This is a genomic window from Chryseobacterium sp. CH21 (assembly GCF_004119445.1).
Classification (GTDB): domain Bacteria; phylum Bacteroidota; class Bacteroidia; order Flavobacteriales; family Weeksellaceae; genus Chryseobacterium.
Window position 1 is genome coordinate 1 of sequence record NZ_QICI01000016.1, and the last position, 22,697, is coordinate 22,697.

A 22,697-nucleotide genomic window follows, 5' to 3' on the forward strand; every position below is an offset into this window, starting at 1 on the left:
CTTTGGCGCTTAATGATTCACCCTGTTTCTTGTGGATTAATTAATACTATAAAGTTAATTTACGTAATTCAAAAAACTTTATAATACAAACTAAAGGGCGCTAAATATATAATACAGACTGCTTTTAAGACGCGAGGATTTTATCTCCGATAAAATTGATAACTGTATATTTTAAACATTATATAAACTTAAACCATTAAGAGAAATTAAATGATTAAGAATAGTAAGATGAAACGTAACCTTTTCTAAAACATCTTCGATGTTTTCTTAACTTTCCTTCACAACTTCAATGAACTTAATGGTTCAGAAATAATAGGAAAGACTTTGCGATTCTCCAACAAAATGTATATTTCAAATACGCAAGGGCGCTAAGAATATATAAATACAGACTGCTTTTAAGGCGCTAGGATTTTATCTCCGATAAAATTGATAACTGCATATTTTAAACATTATATAAACTTAAACCATTAAGGAAAATTAAATAATTAAGAATAGTAAGATGAAGCGCTAGGCTTTCTAAAAATATCTTTGATGTTTTCTTAATTTTTCCTCACCTCTTCAATTTACTTAAAGGTTCAAAAACAATTTTTAAAACATATCTCAGTAACAAAAAAAGCGCACCCATAGGGTACGCTTTGTATTGTATAAGTTGAATACGATTAGTGTAATTCAGCTAGGTATTTTTCTGCATCCATTGCGGCCATACATCCACTTCCTGCTGCTGTAATAGCCTGTCTGTAGATATGATCCTGAACATCTCCCGCAGCAAATACACCTGGAAGATTTGTTCTTGAAGAACCTTTCTCAGTAACGATATATCCATTTTCATCAAGATCTACCTGACCAACGAAGATATCTGTATTCGGTTTGTGACCAATGGCAATAAAGATCCCTTCCACATCCACTGTAGATTTCTCCTGAGTCTGGTTATTGATGATTACTGCTCTTTCTACCAGACTGTTTTCTCCTTCAATCCCAATTAATTCATGGTGAAATTTAACTTCAATATTCGGAGTGCTTTCCACTCTGTGAACCATTGCTTTTGAAGCTCTGAAAACATCTTTTCTTACCAATAAAGTTACTTTTTTACAAAGTTTTGCAAGGTAAGTAGCCTCTTCTGCAGCTGTATCTCCCGCTCCTACTACTACAACGTCTTTTCCTCTGTAGAAGAACCCGTCACACGTAGCACAAGCAGAAACACCACCTCCTGCATATTTTTTCTCATCATCAAGACCTAGATATTTTGCTGTAGCTCCTGTAGAGATAATAACTGTTTTGGCAAGGATTTCTTTGTTTCCTGCATATAATTTGTGAACACCGCCAACTTCTTTAGAGAATTCAGCTTTAGTGATCATTTCGTAATGAACTTTGGTTTCAAATCTTTCTGCCTGTTTTTGCAGATCCATCATCATTTCAGGACCTGTAATCCCGGCTGGATACCCTGGAAAGTTATCAACTTCTGTAGTGGTTGTTAATTGTCCGCCCGGCTCCAAACCTGTATATAATTCAGGTTTCAAGTCTGCTCTTGCGGCATAGATAGCAGCGGTGAAGCCAGAAGGCCCAGATCCAACGATCACACAATCTAAAATGTTTTGCTCCATAATTTACTTTGTTCGAAAAGATTTAATTTGAATTAAGACTGCTAATTTCGGAATTTTTAATTTCTCCTTAAAGTTATTTTAATGATACTTGTCAATATCTGATATGTTGAATTTCGATGGTGATTGCTTTGGGGTGAGTTTCAGGGTTCGAATTCCGGGATTCGGGGTGCGAGTTATTATCTTATAGGTTTCGGGTTCTGAGATTTGGTTCGGTATAAAAAATTAAAACTTTTCCATTTAAACCCTCGAATCACGCATCTCACTATCTCGCGTCTCGCCTCACACCTTCATCTTAATCTTATCTACATTGATAATCTTGTACACCAGTTCTCTGATTAATTCGGCTTCCCCCATATTGACGGCTCCAAGTCCTTTTCCTTTCATATCGAATTCGCGTAGAATAGAAATGACTCTTGTTGCATGTTTTAAAGGATAAAGTCTTGCACTTTCCGCATAATCTTTGATAAAATAAGGATTTACCCCCATCTGTGACGCAATAGCCTGTGGAGACTGCCCCGCCATGGTCTGATAGATAATAACGTTTGAGAAGTAATTGTAAAGGCTTGCCAGCATCATGACGAAAGGATTATTCTTCGGGTTTTTCCCCATAAAATGGGCTATTTTAAAGGCTGTATTAGCATTTTTAGTTCCTAACGCTTTTTGAAGTTCAAAAATATTGTACTCCTTGCTGATACCGATGTGGTTTTCAACGATTGTTCCGTCAAGAATATCGCCTTCTTTAAGGATGATTTTTAATTTGTTCAGCTCATTCGCAATTCTTGACAAATCATTACCCAGATATTCTGCCAGAAGATGAGAAATATTCGGGGCTGTATTGATTTTAAGCTTTGCACACTCATCTGAAATCCATTTAGGAAGGTTATTTTCCTTTACAGATTCACTCAGGAAAAGAGCTTTGGCTTTATCCAATGCTTTGGCTGCCTTTTTCCGGCTGTCCAGTTTCTTGTGCTTATGAGCGAAAACCAAAACCGTAGAAGGAACAGGGTTCTCTACATAAGATTCCAGAATTCTGTTTTCCTCTTCATTGAGTTTTAAATCCTGAGCTTCTTTCACAATAATCACCTGCTTATCTCCCATCATCGGAAACTGCCTTGCCAAAGAAAGAACTTCCTGATAAGACGTGTCTTTTCCGTAGGTAACCGTTTGGTTGAAAGCTTTTTCATCCTCTTCCAAAAAGTTGTGTTCAAGGGCTTTTACAGCGAGATCAATAAAGTAGGCTTCTTCTCCGTGGAAAAAATAAATAGGTAAAACTTCTTTATTTTTAATATTTTTGAGGATTAAATCTAATTCTTTCATCTTATTAATGGAACTTCCAAAACTGAATTTTCAGGAAACTTTTGATTTTAAATTCAAGAAAGACAAAGATAAGTTTTTTATTTATGATTTGGTTCGTAAAACTTATCTTCTGCTCACTCCTGAGGAATGGGTAAGACAGCACTGGATACATTATTATCTTACTGTAAAATCCTACTCCACATCGGCTCTGATTACCGAAAAAAAGATTATCCTGAACGGGCTTACCAAAAGAATTGACCTTTTGGTTACAGAAAAAACAGAACCCGTTATTCTGATTGAATGTAAAGCTCCTCAGATCAAATTAACAGAAAAAACATTCGAACAGACTGCCAGATACAACTCCATTATTGGAGCAAAGGAAATCATTCTGACCAATGGACTTCAGCATATCAATGCCTATTATCAGGATGGTCAATATCAGTTTTACAGACCGGAATAAATAAATAAATAAATAAATAAATAAATAAATAAATAAATAAATAAAAAACCCTGCTGTCAACTCTTTACAACGAATAGCAGCAATTCACAACAATATTAATTATGAAAATAAAAAACATCATATTCGATTTCGGAGGTGTGCTTATGGACTGGAATCCGAGATATTATTTCAAGGACTATTTTAATGATAATGAAAAAATGGAATACTTCCTTGAAAATATTGTTCAGGATGAATGGAATATTGAACAGGACAGAGGAAGAAGCCTTGCTGAAGGAACAGACATTCAGGTAAAGAAATTCCCGGAATGGGAAAAAGAAATCCGTGCTTTCTATGACAACTGGACGGTAATGCTGAAAAGCGATATTCCACAGAATGTAGACGTTCTAAGAAAGCTTAAAAATACAGATTATCAACTATTTGGATTAACCAACTGGTCTGCAGAAACATTCCCTTACGCATTAGAAAACTATGACTTTTTTCAAATATTCGAAGGTAAAATTGTAGTTTCCGGAACAGAAAAACTGATCAAGCCTGATCCTAAAATCTGGCATGTGCTGCTGGAAAGGTATAACATCAAAGCTGAAGAATCGGTTTTCATTGATGATAATACAAAGAATATTGAAATGGCAAAATCATTGGGGTTCACTACTATTCAGGTTTCTCCGGATACGGATTTAACAAAAGAATTAAAGAAATTCGGAATTGAAGTTTAGCTTTTTTAAATATTTCCTTACTTTTAGTACTGTTTTTACAATCTGTTAATTCACAAACAATTAATTATGATACGCTCTATCTTATTAACCACAATGATTATGGCTTCGGGAACTCTTTTCAGTCAAAAACTTAAAACCGTATCTTATCAGGACGGTTCACAGAAACTGAATGGTCTTATTACTTCCAATGCAGGGAAAAAACTTCCTGGAGTATTGATCCTTCCAGCCTGGAAAGGCATTGATGAAGAAGCTAAAACAGCTGCTATTGAACTTGAAAAGCAAGGGTACATTGCCTTTATCGCAGACATTTATGGTGAAGGAAAAATTCCGGCTGACAATGAATCTGCATCGAAGAGTTCAGGATATTATAAACAGAATTATCAGGAATACCAGAAAAGAATTTCGCTGGCCTTGGAACAGCTGAAGAAAAATGGAGCAATTTCTGACAAAGTAGCTGTTATTGGCTACTGTTTCGGTGGTACTGGTGCATTAGAATCAGCGAGAGGTCATCTGCCTGTTGCAGGAGTTGTTTCTATCCATGGAAGTCTTGCGAGAGATCAGAGCAGAAAAAATGAAGCTTTATCTGCTAAAATCCTTGTTGAAAATCCGGCAGATGATAAAAGTGTGACTCCTGATGACTACAACAACCTCATCAAAGAAATGAATGAAGGAAATGCCGACTGGCAGATCATCACCTATGCTCATTCTAAACATACATTCACAGATCCGAAATCACCGGATTACAATGCAACAATGGCCAAAAGAGCCTGGAACCATACACTCCTATTCTTGAAAGAACTTTTGAAATAAACATAAAAAAGGCAAATTCAATACTTCTGAATTTGCCTTTTTGTTTTATATTTTTTAAGCTTATTCTGGTTTAGCTTGCAGTTCCACATCATATTTTTTTGGAGAATATTTGGTCAGAGAGCCTGTAGCAGCATCAATTCCCACCCCTATTGCACCTCCAAAAATAATATTCAGTAACGTTACGGCATTAAAAGTTTTTGTCAGTTTTACTTCTTTCTTCTCAAATCCTTCTTTTTCAAATGCAACCATCTGCTTACCTAAACCTCTTGGAATTTTAGTTGTACACGGTGTTGTACATTTTTCTATGCCTTTGTGAAATACTTTTGCTCCTTCAGGGTTTGAAGAAAAAGCTATTGAATCTTGAGTTCCGGTAAAAATACTAGCACATGAAGTGGTAGAAAGCGTAATTCCCAGCATAAGTACAATTGATAATCTGTTTTTCATAGATTTTAGTTCATTTTTTTAAGTCCGCGAACATACAAAATAATTCAAAAACAAATGCTATCAATTGGAGTAAATATTTCTTTAGACATAGTATTCATCGGGTTTTCAGTATTATAAATCACAAAAGCGCACCAAAGTGCGCCTTCTCATCAATATTAGTTTTTACCGGTACATATTTATTTTTTTATCAACTGTAATGAACCAGAGTTTCCGTTGCTGGAACTCCAGTTGACATAATAAGTTCCTGATACTGAAGTTTGAATATCTATAGGCAGTTTAACAGCTCCAGCTTCAATATCCGTCTTATATCCATATACTGTTCTGCCTGCGATATCTGCAACGATTACAGTAATGGTTTCTCTTCCTGAAGCAGTGTATGAAAGTTCTGATAACCCGTTGCTTGGGTTTGGATAAAGTTTCGCTTTATTCTGCCCGGATGTACTTGATTTACTAGCTGTCAGAGTCGGAGGATTACACGGGTTAATATCACATATGTGGCAGAGAAATTTAGTACACTGAAGAAGGTAATTAGTAGTAGACTTACGGGTAAGTGTTACCCCATACCCGTAGCTTCTATTAGGATTATTAAGGGTATTAGGTCCTCCATAATAAAATAATCCTGGGTCCATCTCAGGTGACCAGCACCCGGGAATAATGGTTGTAGCTCCATCAATTGCCATTGGAATGGGATAATATCTGCTTGTTAATCCAGGATTAGAAAATGAAACTTTAAAAGTACGTATTACAGGTGGACTTCCTATAGTTGTAAAGACATCCGGAAGTAAAAAATTCTGACTAGTAATCTGACCTGCAGGGAAATCTTTTTTTTCTACTATTGTACCTGTCTTAAACTCCAATGATACGGGAGAAGGAACATATCCAGGAGCATTGGGTAATGGGACTGGGGATTGGTCTTCTCTCTTTACACTTACTGTTGTGCCTGAAGGATTAACGGGAACAAACTGTGCACTTAAAGCCGTACTGCAAAATAAAGCAGCAAAAATAAGAAGGTTTGTTTTTCTTCTTTTTAAAAATGAATCTGATGATCGAAAGATCTTAGTTAAAGTTTTTTTCATAAGATAATATTTTTGTGATGGCGTTCTTTCTTATCACGGGACGCCGTTACCGATAAACAGGTACAAGTTGTCTCTTTTTTAAGGAAATAAAAAGAACTAATGAGCAAGTGAGCAGGATAAAAACCCAGGTGAGTATTTCGATCCTTTCAATGAGAAAAAGAGCTGTAAATATGACACATGTAGGTATTTCTCATTCTGGAGATTTTTTTATATTAGCCTGAAAACTATGTATCATTACCTCCTCATATTATTCCTGTTATTTCAAAGTCTGCTGATGTACAGCCAGAAGCCTCAGCTTCGTCATTATAGTTTAAGTGACGGATTACCCAGCAATACCGTATACTCTATATATCAGGATAGCAAAGGGTTCATCTGGTTCTGTACCAGTTGGGGAATTTCCAGATTTGACGGACATCATTTTGAGACGATCACCAGTAATCACGGACTTCCTGATAATGAAACTTTTCAGGCATGGGAAGATTCCTGGCAAAGACTATGGGTAAGCACCTATAACGGAAGCCCTACCTACATTTATAATGGAAAAGTGTATTCTGCACAGAATGATAATCTATGCCGTCTCATGGAAAAAAAGAAAATTGGTTTTTATGATATTGTTCCAAGATGGAGTCTTTATTCTGATCAGCATACGAAATATATAATAGGTAAAAACAGCATTTCCAATCCCAAAGACAGCACAGCACAATCTCCTTACCTACATTTTTCTGATCAGGGAATAGATTACTATGTGTCAGCAAAGAGGATCATAAGGAAGGATTATCCGGGATCAACAATCATTCATACCTTTAAAGAAAAAGCAGTAAGAACATGTTTCTATTTCAAAGGTCATCTTTATACACGACATCTTAACACTTTATATGATATTGTATTTAAAGGAAATAAACCGGTGGAAAAAAAATTGAAATGCCCAGCAACATCCTTGATCTTACGATAGCCAAAAATGGAAAAATATGGAGTTGTACCACAAGCGGAATTCTGGAATATGATCCTGATCAGACAACAGGTCAAAAACCCAAGTACATTGCTATAAAAGGTATTGTTAGCTACAGCAGTTTTATAGATCAACAAGGCAATTGCTGGTATCCTACCAATGAAGGAGTTTATATGCAGCCTGCTAACAAAACATTGATTTATACGACTGCCGAAGGGCTTATAGATAACAATGTTTTAATAGTAAAATATTTGCCTGGAGGAAAACTTTTGGCAGGATATAGCAACAGTGCTATTATGATAAGAGACCAAAACAGTTTCAAACCATTATATACGCTGGGTGATGGACAATGGAACAGGCTCAAATATATTTCACCTCTTAATAATAACACATTTTTCGCCGGAACAGACAGAGGTTTATACCAATGCAGCCTGACCGGAAATCAATATACAAAAATTCTGGAATTTTCTCAAAAATCAGCATCTATCAGAAATAACACTGTACTGATAAGTCAAACCAACAACGAAAAAAGAAATCAGCTTATTTATGATCTTGAAGAAAAGAAATTCACCAAATTGCCGGAATTGACTACCACCACCATCGCTGCTCCGGCAACTGCTATTGATGAAAAAGGAATCTACTGGCTCGGAACAGTGCAGGGGTTGTTTTATTATAATCCATCTTTAAAAAAATTCATTCACGATCCATCTTTAAGCAAAAACCGCATCACCTCTTTGAACTTCCTGAAAGGCAGACTTATCATCAGTACTCATTCTGATGGCGTTTTTATTCGGGATGGGCAAAAGATAATCAGGTTGAATACCACGAATGGACTCATCAGTAATATTTGCGAAAAAGCTTATGTAGATGAAAAAGAGAGATTATGGGTCAATACAGACAAAGGTTTATCAAGGATCACTTTTGATGACCGGATGCACTCCTCTATTTATCACTTTTCGGCTGCTGACGGAGTTCCGAGCCATATGATCAATAACATTACATTCGGGGAAGGAAAAGCCTTTCTTGCTACATCGAATGGAATTATTATGATCAATCAGGATCAGGTCAGTAAAAATCAGCCTTATAAAGTGTATTTTCTGAAAGCCGTTTTTAAAGACAGTATCGTTTATTATCCTAAAAAGATCAGTCTCAAATACAATCAGAATAATGCTCAAATCTCCTATACTGCTATTTCTTACCTGGATGAGAAAGATATTAAGTATAAGTATCTTCTGTCCGGGACAGAGAATGACACTGTAATTACAGAAGAAAGCGCCTTAAATCTGGGAGCTTTAAAACCGGGTAATTATATTCTCAACATCTGGGCTTCCGGAAAAAATAATATATGGAATAAAACTCCCGCCGTGCTTGCCATTGTTGTAAAGCCTCCATTCTGGGAAGAATTTTGGTTTATGGGAGGAATATTTCTATTACTGCTGATTTTAATCATCATTATATACAGACACCGCATCAATATTATCCGTAAAAAAGAAGCTGAGAAAACCGAGAGAAAAAAGATGATCGCTGAACTGGAAATGCAGGCGCTCCGTGCCCAGATCAACCCTCATTTTATCTTCAATGTTTTGAATGCCATCCAAAATTATTATGGTAAAGAAGACGAATTAAACGCCAATTATTATATGGCTGCTTTTTCAGATCTGATACGCAAAACACTTACCCACTCCAAAGAACACTGGAATACCATAGAAAAAGAAATGGCTATGCTGAAAACGTATATTGAACTGGAGCAGATGCGTTTTAAAAACCATTTCACCTATGAAATTTCTGTAGAACCGGGATTAGAACAAATAAAAATTCCTACTATGCTTCTTCAAACTTATACTGAAAATTCAATCAGTCATGGATTAAGATATTTGAAAACAGGAGGAACTCTGCGAATTTCCTGCAGCACGAAAGAGGATTCCATCATATGTATTGTAGAAGACAATGGTGTGGGGTTCGAAAAAGCCCGTGAGTTTGACAGCAGACCAGATGATTATAAATCTATGGGATTGAAAATTACCGCCGGAAGAATTTCTGCCATTAATGAACTTTACGGAACATCTATTTCTACAGAAATTACTGATAAAAAAACGACAGACCCGACAATACAGGGAACCATTGTCAGAATAACCATTAAAAACACACCTTTCCTATGAGTAAAATAAAATCCATTGTTGTAGACGATGAACAGGAATCCCGTGAAACTCTTCTTCGTTTCTTATCTAAATATTGCCTGGACGTTGAAATAATCGGGGAAGCAGATTCTGTAAATGAAGCTGTGGAAGTCATTAAAGAAAAATCTCCGGAACTGGTATTTCTTGATGTCAATATGCCTGTGGAAAATGGTTTTAAATTATTTGAAAAAATATCTGATATTAATTTTTATACCGTATTCGTTACTGCTTATGATCAGTATGCTGTAGAAGCATTTAAACATCATGCAGCAGATTATCTTCTCAAACCGATTGTGATTCACGAATTGATTATTACAGTGAACAGGGTTGCCAAACTTTTAGAGGATAAAAACAAAATACAACAATTATCTGCCTTGCTTCATCATATTAAAACCCCTGCGGAACAAAGCAAAATTGCATTGCCAACCATGGAAGGTCTTGTCTATGTACATACCATGGATATTGTACGTCTTCAGGCTGATGATAATTATACGTCCGTCTTTTTCAAAGGAGGAAAGAAAATGATGATATCCCATACATTGGCTTATTTTGAAGAAATATTAAAAGATCAGGGCTTTGTCCGTATTCATCATCAGCACCTCATCAATCTTCACCATGTTGAAAAATACATCCGGGGTCGTGGCGGTTATATCATCATGAGTGATGAAACTTCTTTACAGGTATCACAAAGGAAAAAAGATGAATTTTTGCGGATTATTAAAAGAATGAAATAATAGAAAAAGGCAAATTCGCTGAAATTCGCTAATTTGCCTTTTATGTTTTGATTTTATTAATTTATTCCTCTTCTCTGTGCACCAGTTCCATAGAAAATGCAGGCAGACAGATAGCCAGGTATTCACAAGGCTCAGAAAACGGATTGCTGTAACGGATTCTCGCTCCTTTTTCAATAAGAATACTTTGTCCTTTTTCCAGCGTAACAATTTCGCCGTCTATTTCAAATTGCTTTTTCCCTGAAATAATGTAGGTAAATTCATCAAATTCAGGAGTCTGATGAGGCTCACTCCAATCCGGAGGGGCTACCATATGAGCAATCGAAATAGTAGAATTCCCTGTAGAATTTCCCCAATGTTCTTCAATCAGTTTTCCGTCTGTAGTAGGCACTACAAATGGTGACTGCTGAATTTTATATTTTTTCATGCCCAGTTTTCTTTTTTAATTTCATACACGAAATTGGTTCTTGAAGGTTCTGCAAAATAAGCGACCTCTTCTTCAGCAATTTTTTGTCCTCCCAACCTTTCCAAAGCTGTCTGCGAACGAAAATTTTCTTTTCCAATGTGGAAATGAACTTTATCTACAAACTGGAAGATATAATCCAGCATCAGCTTTTTCACTTTAGGGTTAATGCCTTTTCCCCATGATTTTGTTCCATAGAAAGTATATCCGATAAAAATATGATTATCTTCTTTATTAAAATCATAATAGCGGCTGCTTCCCAAAATATCTCCGGTTGCTTTCTCCATAATTTTGAAAGCACCTTTACTCTCCATAGCTCCTTTAAAAAAGTTTTCAAAAACTTCTCTCTTATAGCGATCTTTATTAGGGTGTTGTTCCCATACTTTAGGATCGGAAGCTACTTTATATAAAGATTCAAAATCCCCTTGCTGTAAGGGGATTAATTGAAATTCTTCATTCTCTAAAACAGGCTGAACAGAAAAATTCATTGTTTAGCTCTTTTTAGTAGAATCTGATTCTATTTTCTTGATTTCTTTCAGTTTGTCAGAAATCTTGATTACGGTGTCTAATTTGGATGGCTTCAATGGAACTTCTGCCTGAGCCATATCCCATTTGATAACAAGGTTTCCTGTATTTTCATCAGTAGGATTTAAAGTGATTTCAAACCACTCCTGTTTGTCGGTCAACTTGTTAACTGGTACAGTAACGTCTACTACGTCCTGCTTAGGATCATAAGTATAAGCACCCCACTGTTGGAAATCTTTATTAAGGATTACTTTCCATTCTTTTTCTGTAGGAACGATGAATAATCCGTATGTTCCTGCAGGCACTGTTTTCCCACCGAAATTAACGGCCTGTCCAAATGTAATTTTTGTAGATGAGTTAGCTCCCGCTCTCCAAACCTGTCCGTAAGGAACCAGTTCTCCAAAAATCTTACGTCCTTTCACTCCCGGCCTTCCATAGTCGATAGAGATTTTGGACATAGAAAACTGCTGCTCAACCTTCTGGCGCGGACTTGCCGCCGGTACAGAATAATCCTGAGCAAAACTGAATGCTGAAACTGAAATGCAAACTGCTATTATTAAATTTTTCACGTGTAAATTTTTGCTTAAAATTACAAAAATCAAAACGAAATAGCTTTCCCAAACTTCGTTAAATTTTGTTTTACCGATATTTTTCTACAAAGCTATTTTTAATCAAATCCTTATAAAAAGTAAATGATTAACTATTGAACAATTTACTTTTCTTAATAGATTTCCCTTTTCTCAATTGGATGGAATGAAAAACAGAAGGAACATCATTCGTCCAGGTTTTCAAAATGAAAAGAATAGCTATAATCTCTGCTCTGGTCAGCAGGCCAACCCAAAAACAAAGGTTAAACAGAATGACAGACTGACATTGTAGAATCACTTGGATCAATGTACCAAAAAGCAATAAAGTCCATATTTTCGCACCAATAGAGTGTGTCGCCACTTCTTTTCGGAATTTTAAAAAGCTTACCAGATAGATAAGAGCTTCGGCTCCTACGAGAATGATTATTTTGAGAACATTTGCTTCAAAAAACTCCGGACACATTATATAAACAGCAACTCCAACTGATATGAAAAAGATCTGATCAACGGTAGAGTCCAAACGCCTGAGTTTTTGTGTGGAAACATTCAGATACCGGGCGATAATTCCGTCAAAAATATCCGTCAATAATCCGATAGATAAAAGAATGACAATAATGGTCTGATAATTTTCTATTTTAACAAGGCTTAAAGAAATGATAATAAATCCGATAATCAGTCTGGAAAAAATTAAAATGGATGGGATTTTCGATTTCATAATAAGATGGAAAAACTTATTTTAAGTGGCGAAAGATAGGAATAAAAATGTTTTTACTATTTCTAAAACAAAATAGCCTTTTCCAGTTCCAGTAATTTTTGTTTTCTCCAGATTCCTCCGCCATACCCTGTTAACTGTCCGTTGCTTCCGATAACACGGTGACACGGTATTATAATGGATATTTTATTCAATCCATTGGCATTAGCTACGGCTCTTACAGATTTAGGATTTCCCAGAATATCTGCCTGCTCCTGATAACTTCTGGTTGCTCCGTAAGGAATTTCCTGAAGAATATTCCAGACTTCTTTCTGGAAAGCAGTTCCTACAGGAGATAGAGGAACTGTAAATTGAGTTCTTTTTCCTTCAAAATACTCTTTCAGTTCTTTCTCCAGAGTATCAAAGTGAGGATTTTCTCCCTGAATAATATTGGCTTTACGATGTTCTGAGACACTTTTCAGTTCTGTGGGAAGCGCTTTTCTGTCGGAAAATTCAAGAAGACAGATTCCATGTTCATCAGCACAGGCTATCATGGTTCCCAGCATGGTTTCTATTCTCTTCAGATCAATAATCTTTTCCATGGAATTATTCTTAGGTGATACGCCAAAAATATTTTTAAAACTCTCATTAAAACCGCTCAGACTTTCATATCCTGTGTCAAATGCTACCTCTGTAACCGATTCTCCTTGCTGAAGTTTTTTAAATGCTGTATTGAGCTTTGACATTCTCTGGAAAGCATGAAACGTTATTCCATGGTGTTTCAGAAACCATCTGCGGACTGTAGCCGGTTCCAGACCTTTCTTTACAAGATCGTAGTCTTTAAGCTTTAATGTGGGATCATCCGCAATTTCTTTCAATAAATCTTTGATATACGGGGGTGTCGCATTAAGATTTTCCAAAGGTTTACACACTTTACACGGGCGATACCCTTTAAGCATCGCATCTTTGGTAGTGGAAAAAAATTCTACATTTTCAAATTTAGGTTTCCGTGCTGTACAGGTCGGCCTGCAGAATATTCCCGTGGTTTTTACACCCATCCAGAATATTCCTTCAAATGAAACATCTTTGGTATAAGATGCCTCGTACATTATTTTTCCTGTGAGTTTCATGATTCAATAAAAAGGGTTGAAAAACTTCTTTCGTTTGCAATTTTCTGACTTACTTTTTCAAGCTCTCTGTAGATATATCTATACATAAAAGCACCTGAAGTAATTCTTTTTACCCCTAATGCTTTAAGCGTATCAAAATCCGGAAAATCCGTCAGCGCCATAATATTCACCGGAAGATAAGTTGCTTCTGTAATGGTTTTGATGTCATTTTCAGAAGTCATCCCCGGAACAAAAATACCATCTGCTTTAAGTTCTTCAAACAGTTTTATTCTTCCTAAAGTTTCTTCCAGCGCATTTTCAATATTCAGTAAAAAGGGATCTGTTCTTACATTGATAAATATTTGGTCTCTGTTTTTACCTAATTTGATGAATATATCTTTTAATTTTTCATAGAAAACATCTCTGTTTATAAGTTTTCGTGTTCCATCAATAACGTTTGTATCTTCAATATTAATTCCTGAAACCCCAATTTCTATAAGTTTCATAATATTGGACACAACAGTATTACTTTCATGACCATATCCTGATTCCAGATCGACTGAAAGAGGGATTGAAACGGAGGATCTGATCCTTTTAATCATATAAAAATATTCTTCGAAGGTCATCTGTTCTCCGTCCTCATATCCTAAACTCAGTGCGACTGCCGAACTTGAGGTTGCTAATGCTTTATACCCCAGCTTTTCGTATGCCTTTGCACTTTCTACATTCCATACATTACCTAAAAGTAACGGTTCATCATCATGATGTAATTGTTTAAAACTGATCATAATTTTTTTATTCAAAAGTAGAAAGATTGTGGGGTGCTTTACAACCGAAAAATGAACACCTATTTTTAATAATTCTCCGAATCCGAACTTTTGTTTTAAAATAGAATCGCTTTTTCAAGCTCCAATAGTTTTTGTTTTCTCCAGACTCCTCCGGCATAGCCTACCAACTCACCGTTTGAGCCTATCACCCGATGGCAGGGAATTAAAATGGCAATTTTATTGATGCCGTTGGCTGTTCCTACGGCACGTATCGCCTTAGGGTTTCCCAGTATTTCTGACTGTTGTTTATAAGTCCTTATTTCTCCCATCGGAATTTCACGGAGAAGTTGCCACACTTTTTCCTGAAACTCAGTTCCTGTAGTGAACAATGGAACTTCAAAATGGCTCCTTTTTCCTTCAAAATATTCTTTCAGTTCTTCTTCCAATTGTACGAAATGAGGATGTTCTTTTTCTACAATTTCGGCTTTCAAAATCTTTGACAACGCCTTCAATTGCTTTTCAATATTTTTCCGGTCTGTAAATTCCAGCAGACAGATTCCCTGATCTATGGCACAGGCAATCATTTCTCCCAACGGGGTTGATATGTTTTTTTGGTGTATAATTTCCATTCATTTAAAATTAAGCTTTTTGGAAATCATAATTTCTTTTTATTGCGTTAAAATTCTTTTTATCTGTTCAACATGCCTTGCATTATGATAAATAACAAAACGAAAGGTATCTCCCAACTTCAATTTGATCAGCTTTGAAATACTGATACTTGTTTTTGTCTTTTCTAAATCAATATATTGCGCTTTCTCCAATAACTCAAGTAATTTTCCTTGATGGTTAATGAATGTATCCACTACCCTTTTATCCAGATTACTGTGGATAGGGTTCATGGCTTTAAGTGTTTTCATTGTATTCAGTTTCTCTTTGGGAAGCATACTTTTAGCAAAATAATTCCCAAGAATTCCAGGCTTAAAATAGAGTTGAGAAGATTTTCCGGCAGAAGAAATATTGCGGCTGATTTCAGGAATATAAAAATCTCCGTAGCGGTTGAGATGCTCCAGACATTCCAATGTACTCCAACTGTCTGCTGAAGTTCTGAAATTCAGATCATGTTCCGTCTTTAAAGACAACATTTCAGCAAACTGTAAATGTTCTTCAGTTCTATTTCTTAATTCATCCAGTAATTCTGAGGTTGAAAATTTCATTACGTTTTTTATGCAAATATGCTGATCCGAATGTTCTTAAATCTTGACTGAACTCAAGATTTTTTAAGTCTGGACAAAGTTTCCGGTGACATCCTCAGATAATTAGCAATATATTTATTGGGAACTTCCTGAAACAGCTTCGGACTTCGTTTTAAAACCCTTTCAAAACGTTCTCCCGGAGCATTGATCAGCAAATCTTTTTCTCTTTCAAGCTGCTGTAACACGAGATCTTCCAGAACACTCATCCAGAATTTCATATGTTCTTCATTTGATTGTATAAATGCATAAAAATCCTTTTTTGAAGCTACTTTTACCGTTGTTTTTTTAATTGCCTGAATATAAAGATCTGAAGGTTTTCCCGATAAAAAAGAGTCCAGACTAACAATAATATTTCCGGTATAGCCGAAACGAATAATCCTCTCCTCATTTTCATCCATCATAAAAATCCGGACGCTTCCGCTTTCAATAAAATAAATATTGGTGTCTATAGTGCCTGAAATCTTCAGGAATTCGTTTCGTCTGAATGCTGTCTTTTCCCAATGGATTCCACTCTGAAGCAATTTTTCAACCATTCCATTTAATTATTTGCTTTTCCAAAGATAATAGGTAATTTTAAAGTTTTAAAACACTAATCACTGATAATGCTCAAAAAAACAGTACTTTTTATACTGCTTTCGGCCGGATTTTACGGTATGAAAGCACAGCAGACCATCCCTTTCCGGATCACCAAGCACAATAATATTATTGTCAAAACCCTTGTCAACCAAAAGGATTCGTTGGACCTGATGTTCCAGATCGCTATGAAAGATTATGCTATTTCTCCTGATGGTAAGCGGAAAGCAGTGCATATTATTTTCAATAAAGAAGAAATCAGTGATCATAATACTGTACAAATCGGGAAAATCTCCCAGAAGAATGTCCGTTTTTTTGATAATCAGTTAACAGGACATGAAGCGGATGGAAAAATTGGAACCGGAATTTTTGAAGGGAAAATATTTAAAATTGATTACGATAACAACCAATTTGTGATGTTTGACAAGATGCCTGATCTGAAAGATTATCAGCCTATCAATATGATGTTAGATCATGACGGATTTTATCTTGCTGCAGATAATGTCATTGATGGACACCAACAACAAGAAGCTTATTTTGTTTTACAATCAGGATTTTCCGGAGCACTTCTGTACAGCAACGATTTTGCAGAAGAAAAGAACCTGGAGAAAAAATTAAAGGTAACCGGAGAGAAAACTCTGAAAAATTCTGAAGGCAAGACTTTAACGACCAAACAGGCCGTTCTTCCTTTTTTTAAATTGGGGAATAGTGTGTTTAAAGATGTTTCCGTAGGATTTTTCTCCGGTGAACTGAAAACACAAAATGTAAGTTATCTTGGAGCCGACATGCTTCGCAGGTTTATCTGGATCTTTGATGCTGATAGAAAAACAGCCTATATCAAACCCAGCAAATATTTTTCAGAACCTTATTACAAAATGAATTAGCATAGTATAAATACTTTAATCTTAAAAAAGATGATGAAGATCAAAATTGTCACAGCACTTATATGTTTTCAACTGGTTATTGTGAGCTGTCAAAAAGAAGAGAAGAAAACGGTTACCACAGAAACAAAAATCACGAATGATACTATAAAAACAGTAAAAACTGAAGAGAAAATAAATTACAGCAACTTTAATATTTTCAGTCTGTCTGTTATCTCATCTGCAGAAAAGGATTCTGATATGGATATTTTTATTTCTGTTTCGGATATTTATAAAGGAGAGCAGCCTATTCCTGCTGATATTGTTAAAAATTATAAGCAAATGTCTTTTGAAGAACGTCAGCATTTTGAACTGGATGCTCCCAGCAGAAAAAAACTGCTTGACGGAATGCATCTTACTGAACATGACTCCTTGTATATTTATGAGTATGGGGCTAATAAGCTTCAAAGAATGCCAATCAGCCAATTAAAAGCAGTAGCTTATTTAAGTCCTTATTCCGATGATCAAGATTTAGATCCTGATTCTTATATGATGGGCTTCCAGGTGGCTACTCATCAAAAAACAACAGAATACGACCGTTATAATAATGCAATTGCCTATTTTGGAAGCAAAAATCCTTTTGTAGAAAATAAAATGAAAGCTGTGAAATGGCAAAAAGCCGGAGCTGATATTTCAAAAAAATATTTCAGCCATTCAAAATTAGCTTTGGGAAAAACCTACCAGTCACAGTATGAAAATTTGACCTATTATCTGCAGGATTATCTTGAAGAGGGAAATACTGTGGAGCGTAAGCTTGCAGTCATCAATGATCGTAAGGAAAAAATTGCGGAGAAGACATTCAGTCTTGCTGGAAGTGATGGCGGAGAATTCATGCCTCTTTATGGAATAGATGCCGATGAAGCCAATATTTCCCAATGGACAGGTCATCTTTTTAAAGGAAAACCACCTGTTATTTTTGGATTCATGGCGCAGTCTTTTGGTTGCCCTTCTATTAGTTTTTTAGATCAAAAGGAGAAAGATTTCCCTATTAATTGTGATAACAGGCATTAATACAGTGAAAAGACAACATGGTAAAAGGTTTTCTCTACAGGAAAACCTTTTTACTTTCTTTAATCTATCCATTGATTAAGAACTCGATCTCCCTTAAAATATAACCACTTATACTTATTTCCATAATCAAAATAAGTATTGAAATGAAAATATATTCTCTTATTTATTTCGTCAAAGTAAATTGTATTTTCTTCTGCAATATCAGTACTACACTCGCCTTCCGGAGTACTATCCAGATCACTATTGATTATAAATTTAAAATTATTCAGCGGATGATATTCTATCGGCATCCATGTTTTTTTATTCAAAGAATAAAATTCATTCGCTCCTCCGAATCTTGTTTTATAATCAAATTCAAGACCTTTTATATGGATGGAGCCATCATCTTTCCACTTAAAATGCCAATAATCTTTAAGACAGCAGTCCTTATAAAATGTAATGACTGATTTACCTCCATCCAAATAACCTAATTTAAAAAAATTGAAAAAGTTAATATTGATATATTCATCTTTATCAAAAACAGGATAATCATAGCTTAATTTTTTCCCGCTTTTAAAAGGCTGAATAGTACTGATAAAGAGAACCCTCCTTTGTCCCTTAGTATTTTTAACCTTATCAATCAAAACATATTGCAGTTCTAATTTTTCAACCTTTTCGGGGCTCGGATTTAGTTCGGCATTGGTATTCACTTCTGAAAGTCTGTTAGGATTATTCGTTCCGTAGAAACATTCAGAAGGATACTCTCTGTTTACATAGCGGATAAAAGCTGTAAAATCCGAGAGTCTGATTTCAGATAACCTGATTTCCTCATCAGTTCTTAATCTGTCTACCTCTTTTTCAGTCTGATTGAAAAACTTTTACAACTGAAAAGAGAAAGAAACAACAAAAATAGGAATGCTTTATTTTTCATGATTGGAAAGATTAAGATTAGACATAATATAAGAACCTCCCGCAGAAATATAAAAAGGTTTCTGATTCTGATGATAAGAGCTTTTGGTAAAATAATGGATGATATTCTGAACTTCAGACAGGTCATAAACATTATTAAGCCTTATAAATCCGTTCCAATTCTTTGTATTTCCTATCCCAAAATTCCAGAAGCCGTGATTAAAATATTTTTGTTTCGGGTCCGCATAATCTACATATCCGAAAAGAAATTCATCTGCGGTATCAAAAGCAAGTTCCGAATATCCTGTAAACCTGTAAAAGCTTGCATTAATATTATTGATTTTACGGTCCATTGGTAAATTAATATTGACAAATCCACCACCTGTATAATATCGGTCTTCTTTGTCTCCTAAGAAAATTCTCTTAATGGGTGTTCCGCCATCATTAAGATATCCAAATTGAAAATTATCGATTTTAAGCCCCAAAAATCCAACCCTTTGTAAACGATCAGATTTAGAGATATTGGCAGAAAGATGATAAACCCAATTGGTTCCAAAAGTAAATGAAGAATTGAATGGATTTTGTAATGACGGCTGTGTCAAATCCGTAAAGTAGTAAAGAGGACTATTTCTATTCCTGATATACTCTAATGAATTGTTTCTGAATTCATTATTCAAACCGGAAGTTAAAGACAGCGAAGCCGCAAATTGATTGGAAAACCTTTTTCTTTCCGGATCCTGGTAAGTACTAAAACCTCCATAATTAATAATATACTCAATATTTACAGTCGGCAATAAAGAATTAAAAGCAAGATAACCTATTCCTGTACTTATTCCGAACCTTATATTAGGGGTTCCATACTGAAGCTCTATGATGGCTTTTGCCGCTACTCCCAATTGAATATTCTTTGGCATATCTGTTTGATTAATGTTCATTTGCGAAAACATCCAACCGGGTACAAAGAATAATGTCCAAATGATCTGGATTTGTTTTTTCATGGTGTTATTTTTATTGTTTTAGCAATTTAAATTTATATTCCAGCCAATCATGCAATTGGGTTTCTAATATATTTCAGCTCCTTACTTAACAAATTTAGACACAGAACCTTAACATTACCATCCCCTTTTAGGGTGATTTTATTTTCAACTACAAGCATAAAAAAAGCAAATCTGTTTCTTAACGGATTTGCTTTTTATTTTCAGGATATTATTTCTTAGGATAATATTTGTCTTTCAGATTCATAAAATAAGTTTCTGAGTCTTTGAAGCCATTGTTCTTCATGAATTTGATCACTACATTCAGATAAGCTTCTGAAGGGATAAATTCTGCTCCCATTTTTTCGGAAAACTTTTGATAATCTTCTTCAAGCAGTTTGGGATTTTTTGCCAATTGTTTTATATCTGTTCTGAAGCCTTTGAATATAAACTTTAGAGCTCCATAATTTCCGGGATAAGAAACGGTTCCGTGGGTTTCTCCTTCAAAAAAGCTATGTTTATAATTTAATGATCCGTTCTTTTCAATAATTCCTTTAAATTCTTCAATAGCCTGTGTCATATCAGAGTTCCAGTTTTTCTGCTGTTCTTCATTATCTGCCTGAGAAACATACAATGATTTTTTGCAGGAAATTTCTTATTCTTTTCCAATAATCTTTCGTTCTTGCAATAGTCACTTTATTATCCCACCACAAACTAGGATCATTAGCAACATATGCATTGAAATAATCCGGATGCAAGATGAAAGTATTGATGGCAAATAATCCTCCGAAAGAATGTCCTACCAATACAGAATACTCTTGAGTTCTATAGTTTTTACTGATGAAAGGCTTGAGCTCTTCCTGCATAAATTTCAGGAAATTTTCACCTCCACCACTGTCTGCGAAAAGAGTAAGAGCAGGATTTACGGGACTTTTCTTTTCAGACTTTGTCGGGGTAAGATCTCTTGTTCTTTCTGTATTTTTAATTCCGACAACGATACATTCCGGAATATCGGCATAGGGTGTTCTGGCAATGAAATCCGTTAATCCTGTGTAATATTCAAAATTGATTTCTCCATCTAAAAGATAAATGACCGGGTATTTTGCAGGATTGATGGTATTGTCGTTATACGTTTTAGGCAAATGAATCCAGATTTCTCTGTTTTCGTTTAAAACTTTTGAAAATACGTTCTGCTTCTCTCCTATCGTCAGTTTTTCCTGAGCTTTTCCCAAAGTAAACAATAAAAATAAGGGAAGGTAAATCATTTTAAACCAGTTGTTCATGGTGTGAGTCTTTTCTGTGTTGATGAATATTTTTAATTTCATTTTTCTTTTTGGGTGACTTGTTTCTTCTACCCCACCAGATCAGGAATCCGGTAATCGGGAGACTTGTACAGATAATTCCGATGATGAATGTAAATATTTTACCAAACATTCCTCCCCAGTAACCTACATGAAGATCGAAATTCATGTGTTCTATCACTTCATGCATCTGAACTTCTTTAGGATAATCAATTTCTTTTCCTGTGTATTTGTTGGTTTCCATACTTTTCCCGTTGACAAGGCTTTTCAACCCAATAAACTGAGCTACACCTACATGATACACTGTTGCTGAATCATTCCTGGGAATACTCATTCTGAACTGTTTTGCATCAGGGAACTCTTTGAATTTTCTGTCAACAAAATCAGTATAAGTCAAAGCTTTCTTTTCCGGATCAAACTTAGGTTCATATTTTTCCGCAATAGTATGGGCATCTACAGCTCCTCCGAAAGCCTGCTGGGTAAGATTGGTTAAAACCTCATAGGCCATAATCAGTCCTGTAATGGTAATAAATACGGCCGGAAGTAATGAATAGAATCCAAAGACATTATGAAAATCGTAGTTTTTCCTGCGCCATTTTGTTCCGGATTTAATTTTAAATGCAGTTGTTCTTGTTGTTTTGTTCCATTTTTTGGCCACCAGAGAATCAATCCGCCGATAAGCTGAACAAAAAATATGATGGAAGCAACACCGACTACTGTTTTCCCGAATTTCCCCGCCAGTAACTGTGCATGAATATGGGCTACAACATAGAAAAACTCATAACTTTTTGTAGAACCTATTACTTTTCCGGTATAAGGGTTGAGATAATGATAGGCAAATACCCCTCGTGGACCACGGCCTTTTTTCTTTGGCTTTTCTGCTTTGTCCGCATTGTTGTCTTTAGGAGGTTTGGTTGCTGAAGCTACTCTGAAACTTCTGTCTGCCTCTTTGTAGGTATCAAAATAAAATGCTTTTCTGTCCGGAACCTGCTGGTGAAACTGTACAAGCAACTCTTCAGGTGTCATTTTTTTCGAATGAGCAGGAGCCGTAACGTATTTGGCATTTCCACCGCACAGATCAATGATTTCGTCACAAAAGACAAATACAGTCCCCGAAAGAGTAACGGTAAGTACAATGATCCCGGAAACCAGCCCGAGCCAGAGATGCAGCCAGCCGGTGATCCTTTTGGTAAGGGATTTTCCCTGCTTTTTTTTAGGATTAGTTTTTTTGTTCTCCATATCTGTTTTCATCTACTCAAAAAAGTAAGGTCAGAAAATGCAAAGGCGCAATCGTATTTATAATGGCATGTTTGTAAAGTGAAAAGAGTTATTCCTGCTGCCGTTTACTTTAGCATATTCGAGGCTTCAGAAATAGATA

27 protein-coding genes are annotated in these 22,697 nt (G+C 35.6%); 8 read left to right on the top strand and 19 right to left on the bottom strand.

Annotated features, from left to right (window positions below; translation table 11 throughout):
* Nucleotides 1–659: 659 nt before the first annotated feature.
* Both trxB and holA read right to left on the bottom strand, forming a co-directional pair.
* Complete coding sequence (gene trxB, locus BOQ62_RS01875) at nt 660–1,601, bottom strand: thioredoxin-disulfide reductase (RefSeq protein WP_105701657.1); 942 nt, start codon at nt 1,599–1,601, stop codon at nt 660–662.
* 279 nt (nt 1,602–1,880) lie between these two features.
* Complete coding sequence (gene holA / locus BOQ62_RS01880; RefSeq protein ID WP_129036725.1) at nt 1,881–2,918, bottom strand: DNA polymerase III subunit delta; 1,038 nt, start codon at nt 2,916–2,918, stop codon at nt 1,881–1,883.
* A 7-nt stretch (nt 2,919–2,925) separates the two neighbouring features.
* On the opposite strand from holA, the gene BOQ62_RS01885 reads away from it, so the two are divergent.
* The 3 genes from BOQ62_RS01885 to BOQ62_RS01895 all read left to right on the top strand — a co-directional run bounded on the left by BOQ62_RS01885 (nt 2,926) and on the right by BOQ62_RS01895 (nt 4,880).
* Nucleotides 2,926–3,357 (top strand): type I restriction enzyme HsdR N-terminal domain-containing protein, encoded by a 432-nt coding sequence (locus tag BOQ62_RS01885; protein WP_129036726.1) that lies wholly within the window; start codon nt 2,926–2,928, stop codon nt 3,355–3,357.
* Between the two features lie 101 nt (nt 3,358–3,458).
* Entirely contained in the window at nt 3,459–4,070 is a 612-nt protein-coding gene (locus BOQ62_RS01890; RefSeq protein ID WP_129036727.1) for an HAD family hydrolase, read from the top strand.
* 66 nt (nt 4,071–4,136) lie between these two features.
* On the top strand, nt 4,137–4,880 hold the full coding sequence (locus tag BOQ62_RS01895) for a dienelactone hydrolase family protein (protein WP_129036728.1): 744 nt from the start codon (nt 4,137–4,139) through the stop codon (nt 4,878–4,880).
* Between the two features lie 60 nt (nt 4,881–4,940).
* Here the strand turns inward: BOQ62_RS01895 and BOQ62_RS01900 are convergent, their stop codons facing one another.
* Both BOQ62_RS01900 and BOQ62_RS01905 read right to left on the bottom strand, forming a co-directional pair.
* Nucleotides 4,941–5,324: a PEGA domain-containing protein gene (locus tag BOQ62_RS01900; protein WP_129036729.1), complete on the bottom strand. Its 384-nt coding sequence runs from the start codon at nt 5,322–5,324 to the stop codon at nt 4,941–4,943.
* A 176-nt stretch (nt 5,325–5,500) separates the two neighbouring features.
* Nucleotides 5,501–6,400, bottom strand: coding sequence for a T9SS type A sorting domain-containing protein (locus BOQ62_RS01905; protein WP_129036730.1), 900 nt, complete (start codon nt 6,398–6,400; stop codon nt 5,501–5,503).
* Nucleotides 6,401–6,626: 226 nt separating this feature from the next.
* Between BOQ62_RS01905 and BOQ62_RS01910 the strand changes: the two genes are divergently transcribed.
* Genes BOQ62_RS01910 through BOQ62_RS01920 form a run of 3 tightly spaced genes read left to right on the top strand, consistent with a single transcriptional unit; the run spans nt 6,627 to nt 10,260 of the window.
* Complete coding sequence (locus BOQ62_RS01910) at nt 6,627–7,352, top strand: two-component regulator propeller domain-containing protein (RefSeq protein WP_129036731.1); 726 nt, start codon at nt 6,627–6,629, stop codon at nt 7,350–7,352.
* Nucleotides 7,322–9,508, top strand: a complete 2,187-nt coding sequence (locus BOQ62_RS01915) for a histidine kinase (RefSeq protein ID WP_129036732.1) — start codon at nt 7,322–7,324, stop codon at nt 9,506–9,508. Before BOQ62_RS01910 ends, BOQ62_RS01915 begins: the two co-directional genes overlap by 31 nt.
* Nucleotides 9,505–10,260 carry a LytR/AlgR family response regulator transcription factor gene (locus BOQ62_RS01920; RefSeq protein WP_129036733.1) on the top strand — a complete coding sequence of 252 codons (756 nt, stop codon included), beginning with the start codon at nt 9,505–9,507 and terminating at the stop codon, nt 10,258–10,260. Before BOQ62_RS01915 ends, BOQ62_RS01920 begins: the two co-directional genes overlap by 4 nt.
* 61 nt (nt 10,261–10,321) lie before the next feature.
* On the opposite strand, the gene BOQ62_RS01925 is transcribed toward BOQ62_RS01920, so the two are convergent.
* The 9 genes from BOQ62_RS01925 to BOQ62_RS01965 all read right to left on the bottom strand — a co-directional run bounded on the left by BOQ62_RS01925 (nt 10,322) and on the right by BOQ62_RS01965 (nt 16,185).
* Complete coding sequence (locus BOQ62_RS01925; RefSeq protein ID WP_129036734.1) at nt 10,322–10,684, bottom strand: cupin domain-containing protein; 363 nt, start codon at nt 10,682–10,684, stop codon at nt 10,322–10,324.
* Nucleotides 10,681–11,208, bottom strand: coding sequence for a GNAT family N-acetyltransferase (locus BOQ62_RS01930; RefSeq protein ID WP_129036735.1), 528 nt, complete (start codon nt 11,206–11,208; stop codon nt 10,681–10,683). Before BOQ62_RS01930 ends, BOQ62_RS01925 begins: the two co-directional genes overlap by 4 nt.
* 3 nt (nt 11,209–11,211) lie before the next feature.
* Nucleotides 11,212–11,814, bottom strand: a complete 603-nt coding sequence (locus BOQ62_RS01935) for a DUF2911 domain-containing protein (protein ID WP_034696226.1) — start codon at nt 11,812–11,814, stop codon at nt 11,212–11,214.
* 127 nt (nt 11,815–11,941) lie between these two features.
* Complete coding sequence (locus tag BOQ62_RS01940; RefSeq protein WP_129036736.1) at nt 11,942–12,547, bottom strand: CDP-alcohol phosphatidyltransferase family protein; 606 nt, start codon at nt 12,545–12,547, stop codon at nt 11,942–11,944.
* A 62-nt stretch (nt 12,548–12,609) separates the two neighbouring features.
* Complete coding sequence (locus BOQ62_RS24035) at nt 12,610–13,653, bottom strand: bifunctional transcriptional activator/DNA repair enzyme AdaA (RefSeq protein ID WP_129036737.1); 1,044 nt, start codon at nt 13,651–13,653, stop codon at nt 12,610–12,612.
* Nucleotides 13,650–14,420 (bottom strand): isocitrate lyase/phosphoenolpyruvate mutase family protein, encoded by a 771-nt coding sequence (locus tag BOQ62_RS01950; RefSeq protein WP_129036738.1) that lies wholly within the window; start codon nt 14,418–14,420, stop codon nt 13,650–13,652. The genes BOQ62_RS24035 and BOQ62_RS01950 overlap by 4 nt, the downstream gene beginning before the upstream one ends.
* Nucleotides 14,421–14,515: 95 nt before the next feature.
* On the bottom strand, nt 14,516–15,028 hold the full coding sequence (locus BOQ62_RS01955) for a methylated-DNA--[protein]-cysteine S-methyltransferase (protein ID WP_129036739.1): 513 nt from the start codon (nt 15,026–15,028) through the stop codon (nt 14,516–14,518).
* A 39-nt stretch (nt 15,029–15,067) separates the two neighbouring features.
* Complete coding sequence (locus BOQ62_RS01960; protein ID WP_129036740.1) at nt 15,068–15,613, bottom strand: DinB family protein; 546 nt, start codon at nt 15,611–15,613, stop codon at nt 15,068–15,070.
* A gap of 53 nt (nt 15,614–15,666) precedes the next feature.
* Nucleotides 15,667–16,185 carry a Crp/Fnr family transcriptional regulator gene (locus BOQ62_RS01965; protein WP_129036741.1) on the bottom strand — a complete coding sequence of 173 codons (519 nt, stop codon included), beginning with the start codon at nt 16,183–16,185 and terminating at the stop codon, nt 15,667–15,669.
* 69 nt (nt 16,186–16,254) lie between these two features.
* Between BOQ62_RS01965 and BOQ62_RS01970 the strand changes: the two genes are divergently transcribed.
* Nucleotides 16,255–17,109 carry a hypothetical protein gene (locus tag BOQ62_RS01970; protein WP_129036742.1) on the top strand — a complete coding sequence of 285 codons (855 nt, stop codon included), beginning with the start codon at nt 16,255–16,257 and terminating at the stop codon, nt 17,107–17,109.
* A gap of 30 nt (nt 17,110–17,139) precedes the next feature.
* Complete coding sequence (locus BOQ62_RS01975; RefSeq protein WP_129036743.1) at nt 17,140–18,156, top strand: hypothetical protein; 1,017 nt, start codon at nt 17,140–17,142, stop codon at nt 18,154–18,156.
* A gap of 59 nt (nt 18,157–18,215) precedes the next feature.
* On the opposite strand, the gene BOQ62_RS01980 is transcribed toward BOQ62_RS01975, so the two are convergent.
* The 6 genes from BOQ62_RS01980 to BOQ62_RS23795 form a co-directional block, all read right to left on the bottom strand.
* Nucleotides 18,216–18,845, bottom strand: a complete 630-nt coding sequence (locus BOQ62_RS01980) for a hypothetical protein (protein ID WP_129036744.1) — start codon at nt 18,843–18,845, stop codon at nt 18,216–18,218.
* Between the two features lie 210 nt (nt 18,846–19,055).
* The gene (locus BOQ62_RS01985) at nt 19,056–20,042 is read right to left on the bottom strand and encodes a polymorphic toxin type 23 domain-containing protein (protein ID WP_129036745.1); all 987 of its coding nucleotides are present in this window, start codon (nt 20,040–20,042) and stop codon (nt 19,056–19,058) included.
* A gap of 208 nt (nt 20,043–20,250) precedes the next feature.
* Nucleotides 20,251–20,652 (bottom strand): hypothetical protein, encoded by a 402-nt coding sequence (locus tag BOQ62_RS01990; RefSeq protein ID WP_129036746.1) that lies wholly within the window; start codon nt 20,650–20,652, stop codon nt 20,251–20,253.
* Nucleotides 20,630–21,343: an alpha/beta hydrolase gene (locus BOQ62_RS01995; RefSeq protein ID WP_129036747.1), complete on the bottom strand. Its 714-nt coding sequence runs from the start codon at nt 21,341–21,343 to the stop codon at nt 20,630–20,632. The genes BOQ62_RS01990 and BOQ62_RS01995 overlap by 23 nt, the downstream gene beginning before the upstream one ends.
* Nucleotides 21,285–21,932, bottom strand: a complete 648-nt coding sequence (locus tag BOQ62_RS23790; RefSeq protein WP_262708292.1) for a PepSY-associated TM helix domain-containing protein — start codon at nt 21,930–21,932, stop codon at nt 21,285–21,287. Before BOQ62_RS23790 ends, BOQ62_RS01995 begins: the two co-directional genes overlap by 59 nt.
* Nucleotides 21,830–22,558, bottom strand: a complete 729-nt coding sequence (locus tag BOQ62_RS23795; RefSeq protein ID WP_262708290.1) for a PepSY-associated TM helix domain-containing protein — start codon at nt 22,556–22,558, stop codon at nt 21,830–21,832. The genes BOQ62_RS23790 and BOQ62_RS23795 overlap by 103 nt, the downstream gene beginning before the upstream one ends.
* Nucleotides 22,559–22,697 lie beyond the last annotated feature (139 nt).

Coding starts and splice junctions, on each gene's coding strand:
- trxB (WP_105701657.1), bottom strand. CDS start 1,601: ATGGAGCAAAACATTTTAGATTGTGTGATCGTTGGATCTGGGCCTTCT.
- holA (WP_129036725.1), bottom strand. CDS start 2,918: ATGAAAGAATTAGATTTAATCCTCAAAAATATTAAAAATAAAGAAGTT.
- BOQ62_RS01885 (WP_129036726.1), top strand. CDS start 2,926: ATGGAACTTCCAAAACTGAATTTTCAGGAAACTTTTGATTTTAAATTC.
- BOQ62_RS01890 (WP_129036727.1), top strand. CDS start 3,459: ATGAAAATAAAAAACATCATATTCGATTTCGGAGGTGTGCTTATGGAC.
- BOQ62_RS01895 (WP_129036728.1), top strand. CDS start 4,137: ATGATACGCTCTATCTTATTAACCACAATGATTATGGCTTCGGGAACT.
- BOQ62_RS01900 (WP_129036729.1), bottom strand. CDS start 5,324: ATGAAAAACAGATTATCAATTGTACTTATGCTGGGAATTACGCTTTCT.
- BOQ62_RS01905 (WP_129036730.1), bottom strand. CDS start 6,400: ATGAAAAAAACTTTAACTAAGATCTTTCGATCATCAGATTCATTTTTA.
- BOQ62_RS01910 (WP_129036731.1), top strand. CDS start 6,627: ATGTATCATTACCTCCTCATATTATTCCTGTTATTTCAAAGTCTGCTG.
- BOQ62_RS01915 (WP_129036732.1), top strand. CDS start 7,322: ATGCCCAGCAACATCCTTGATCTTACGATAGCCAAAAATGGAAAAATA.
- BOQ62_RS01920 (WP_129036733.1), top strand. CDS start 9,505: ATGAGTAAAATAAAATCCATTGTTGTAGACGATGAACAGGAATCCCGT.
- BOQ62_RS01925 (WP_129036734.1), bottom strand. CDS start 10,684: ATGAAAAAATATAAAATTCAGCAGTCACCATTTGTAGTGCCTACTACA.
- BOQ62_RS01930 (WP_129036735.1), bottom strand. CDS start 11,208: ATGAATTTTTCTGTTCAGCCTGTTTTAGAGAATGAAGAATTTCAATTA.
- BOQ62_RS01940 (WP_129036736.1), bottom strand. CDS start 12,547: ATGAAATCGAAAATCCCATCCATTTTAATTTTTTCCAGACTGATTATC.
- BOQ62_RS24035 (WP_129036737.1), bottom strand. CDS start 13,653: ATGAAACTCACAGGAAAAATAATGTACGAGGCATCTTATACCAAAGAT.
- BOQ62_RS01950 (WP_129036738.1), bottom strand. CDS start 14,420: ATGATCAGTTTTAAACAATTACATCATGATGATGAACCGTTACTTTTA.
- BOQ62_RS01955 (WP_129036739.1), bottom strand. CDS start 15,028: ATGGAAATTATACACCAAAAAAACATATCAACCCCGTTGGGAGAAATG.
- BOQ62_RS01960 (WP_129036740.1), bottom strand. CDS start 15,613: ATGAAATTTTCAACCTCAGAATTACTGGATGAATTAAGAAATAGAACT.
- BOQ62_RS01965 (WP_129036741.1), bottom strand. CDS start 16,185: ATGGTTGAAAAATTGCTTCAGAGTGGAATCCATTGGGAAAAGACAGCA.
- BOQ62_RS01970 (WP_129036742.1), top strand. CDS start 16,255: ATGCTCAAAAAAACAGTACTTTTTATACTGCTTTCGGCCGGATTTTAC.
- BOQ62_RS01975 (WP_129036743.1), top strand. CDS start 17,140: ATGATGAAGATCAAAATTGTCACAGCACTTATATGTTTTCAACTGGTT.
- BOQ62_RS01985 (WP_129036745.1), bottom strand. CDS start 20,042: ATGAAAAAACAAATCCAGATCATTTGGACATTATTCTTTGTACCCGGT.
- BOQ62_RS01995 (WP_129036747.1), bottom strand. CDS start 21,343: ATGAAATTAAAAATATTCATCAACACAGAAAAGACTCACACCATGAAC.
- BOQ62_RS23795 (WP_262708290.1), bottom strand. CDS start 22,558: ATGGAGAACAAAAAAACTAATCCTAAAAAAAAGCAGGGAAAATCCCTT.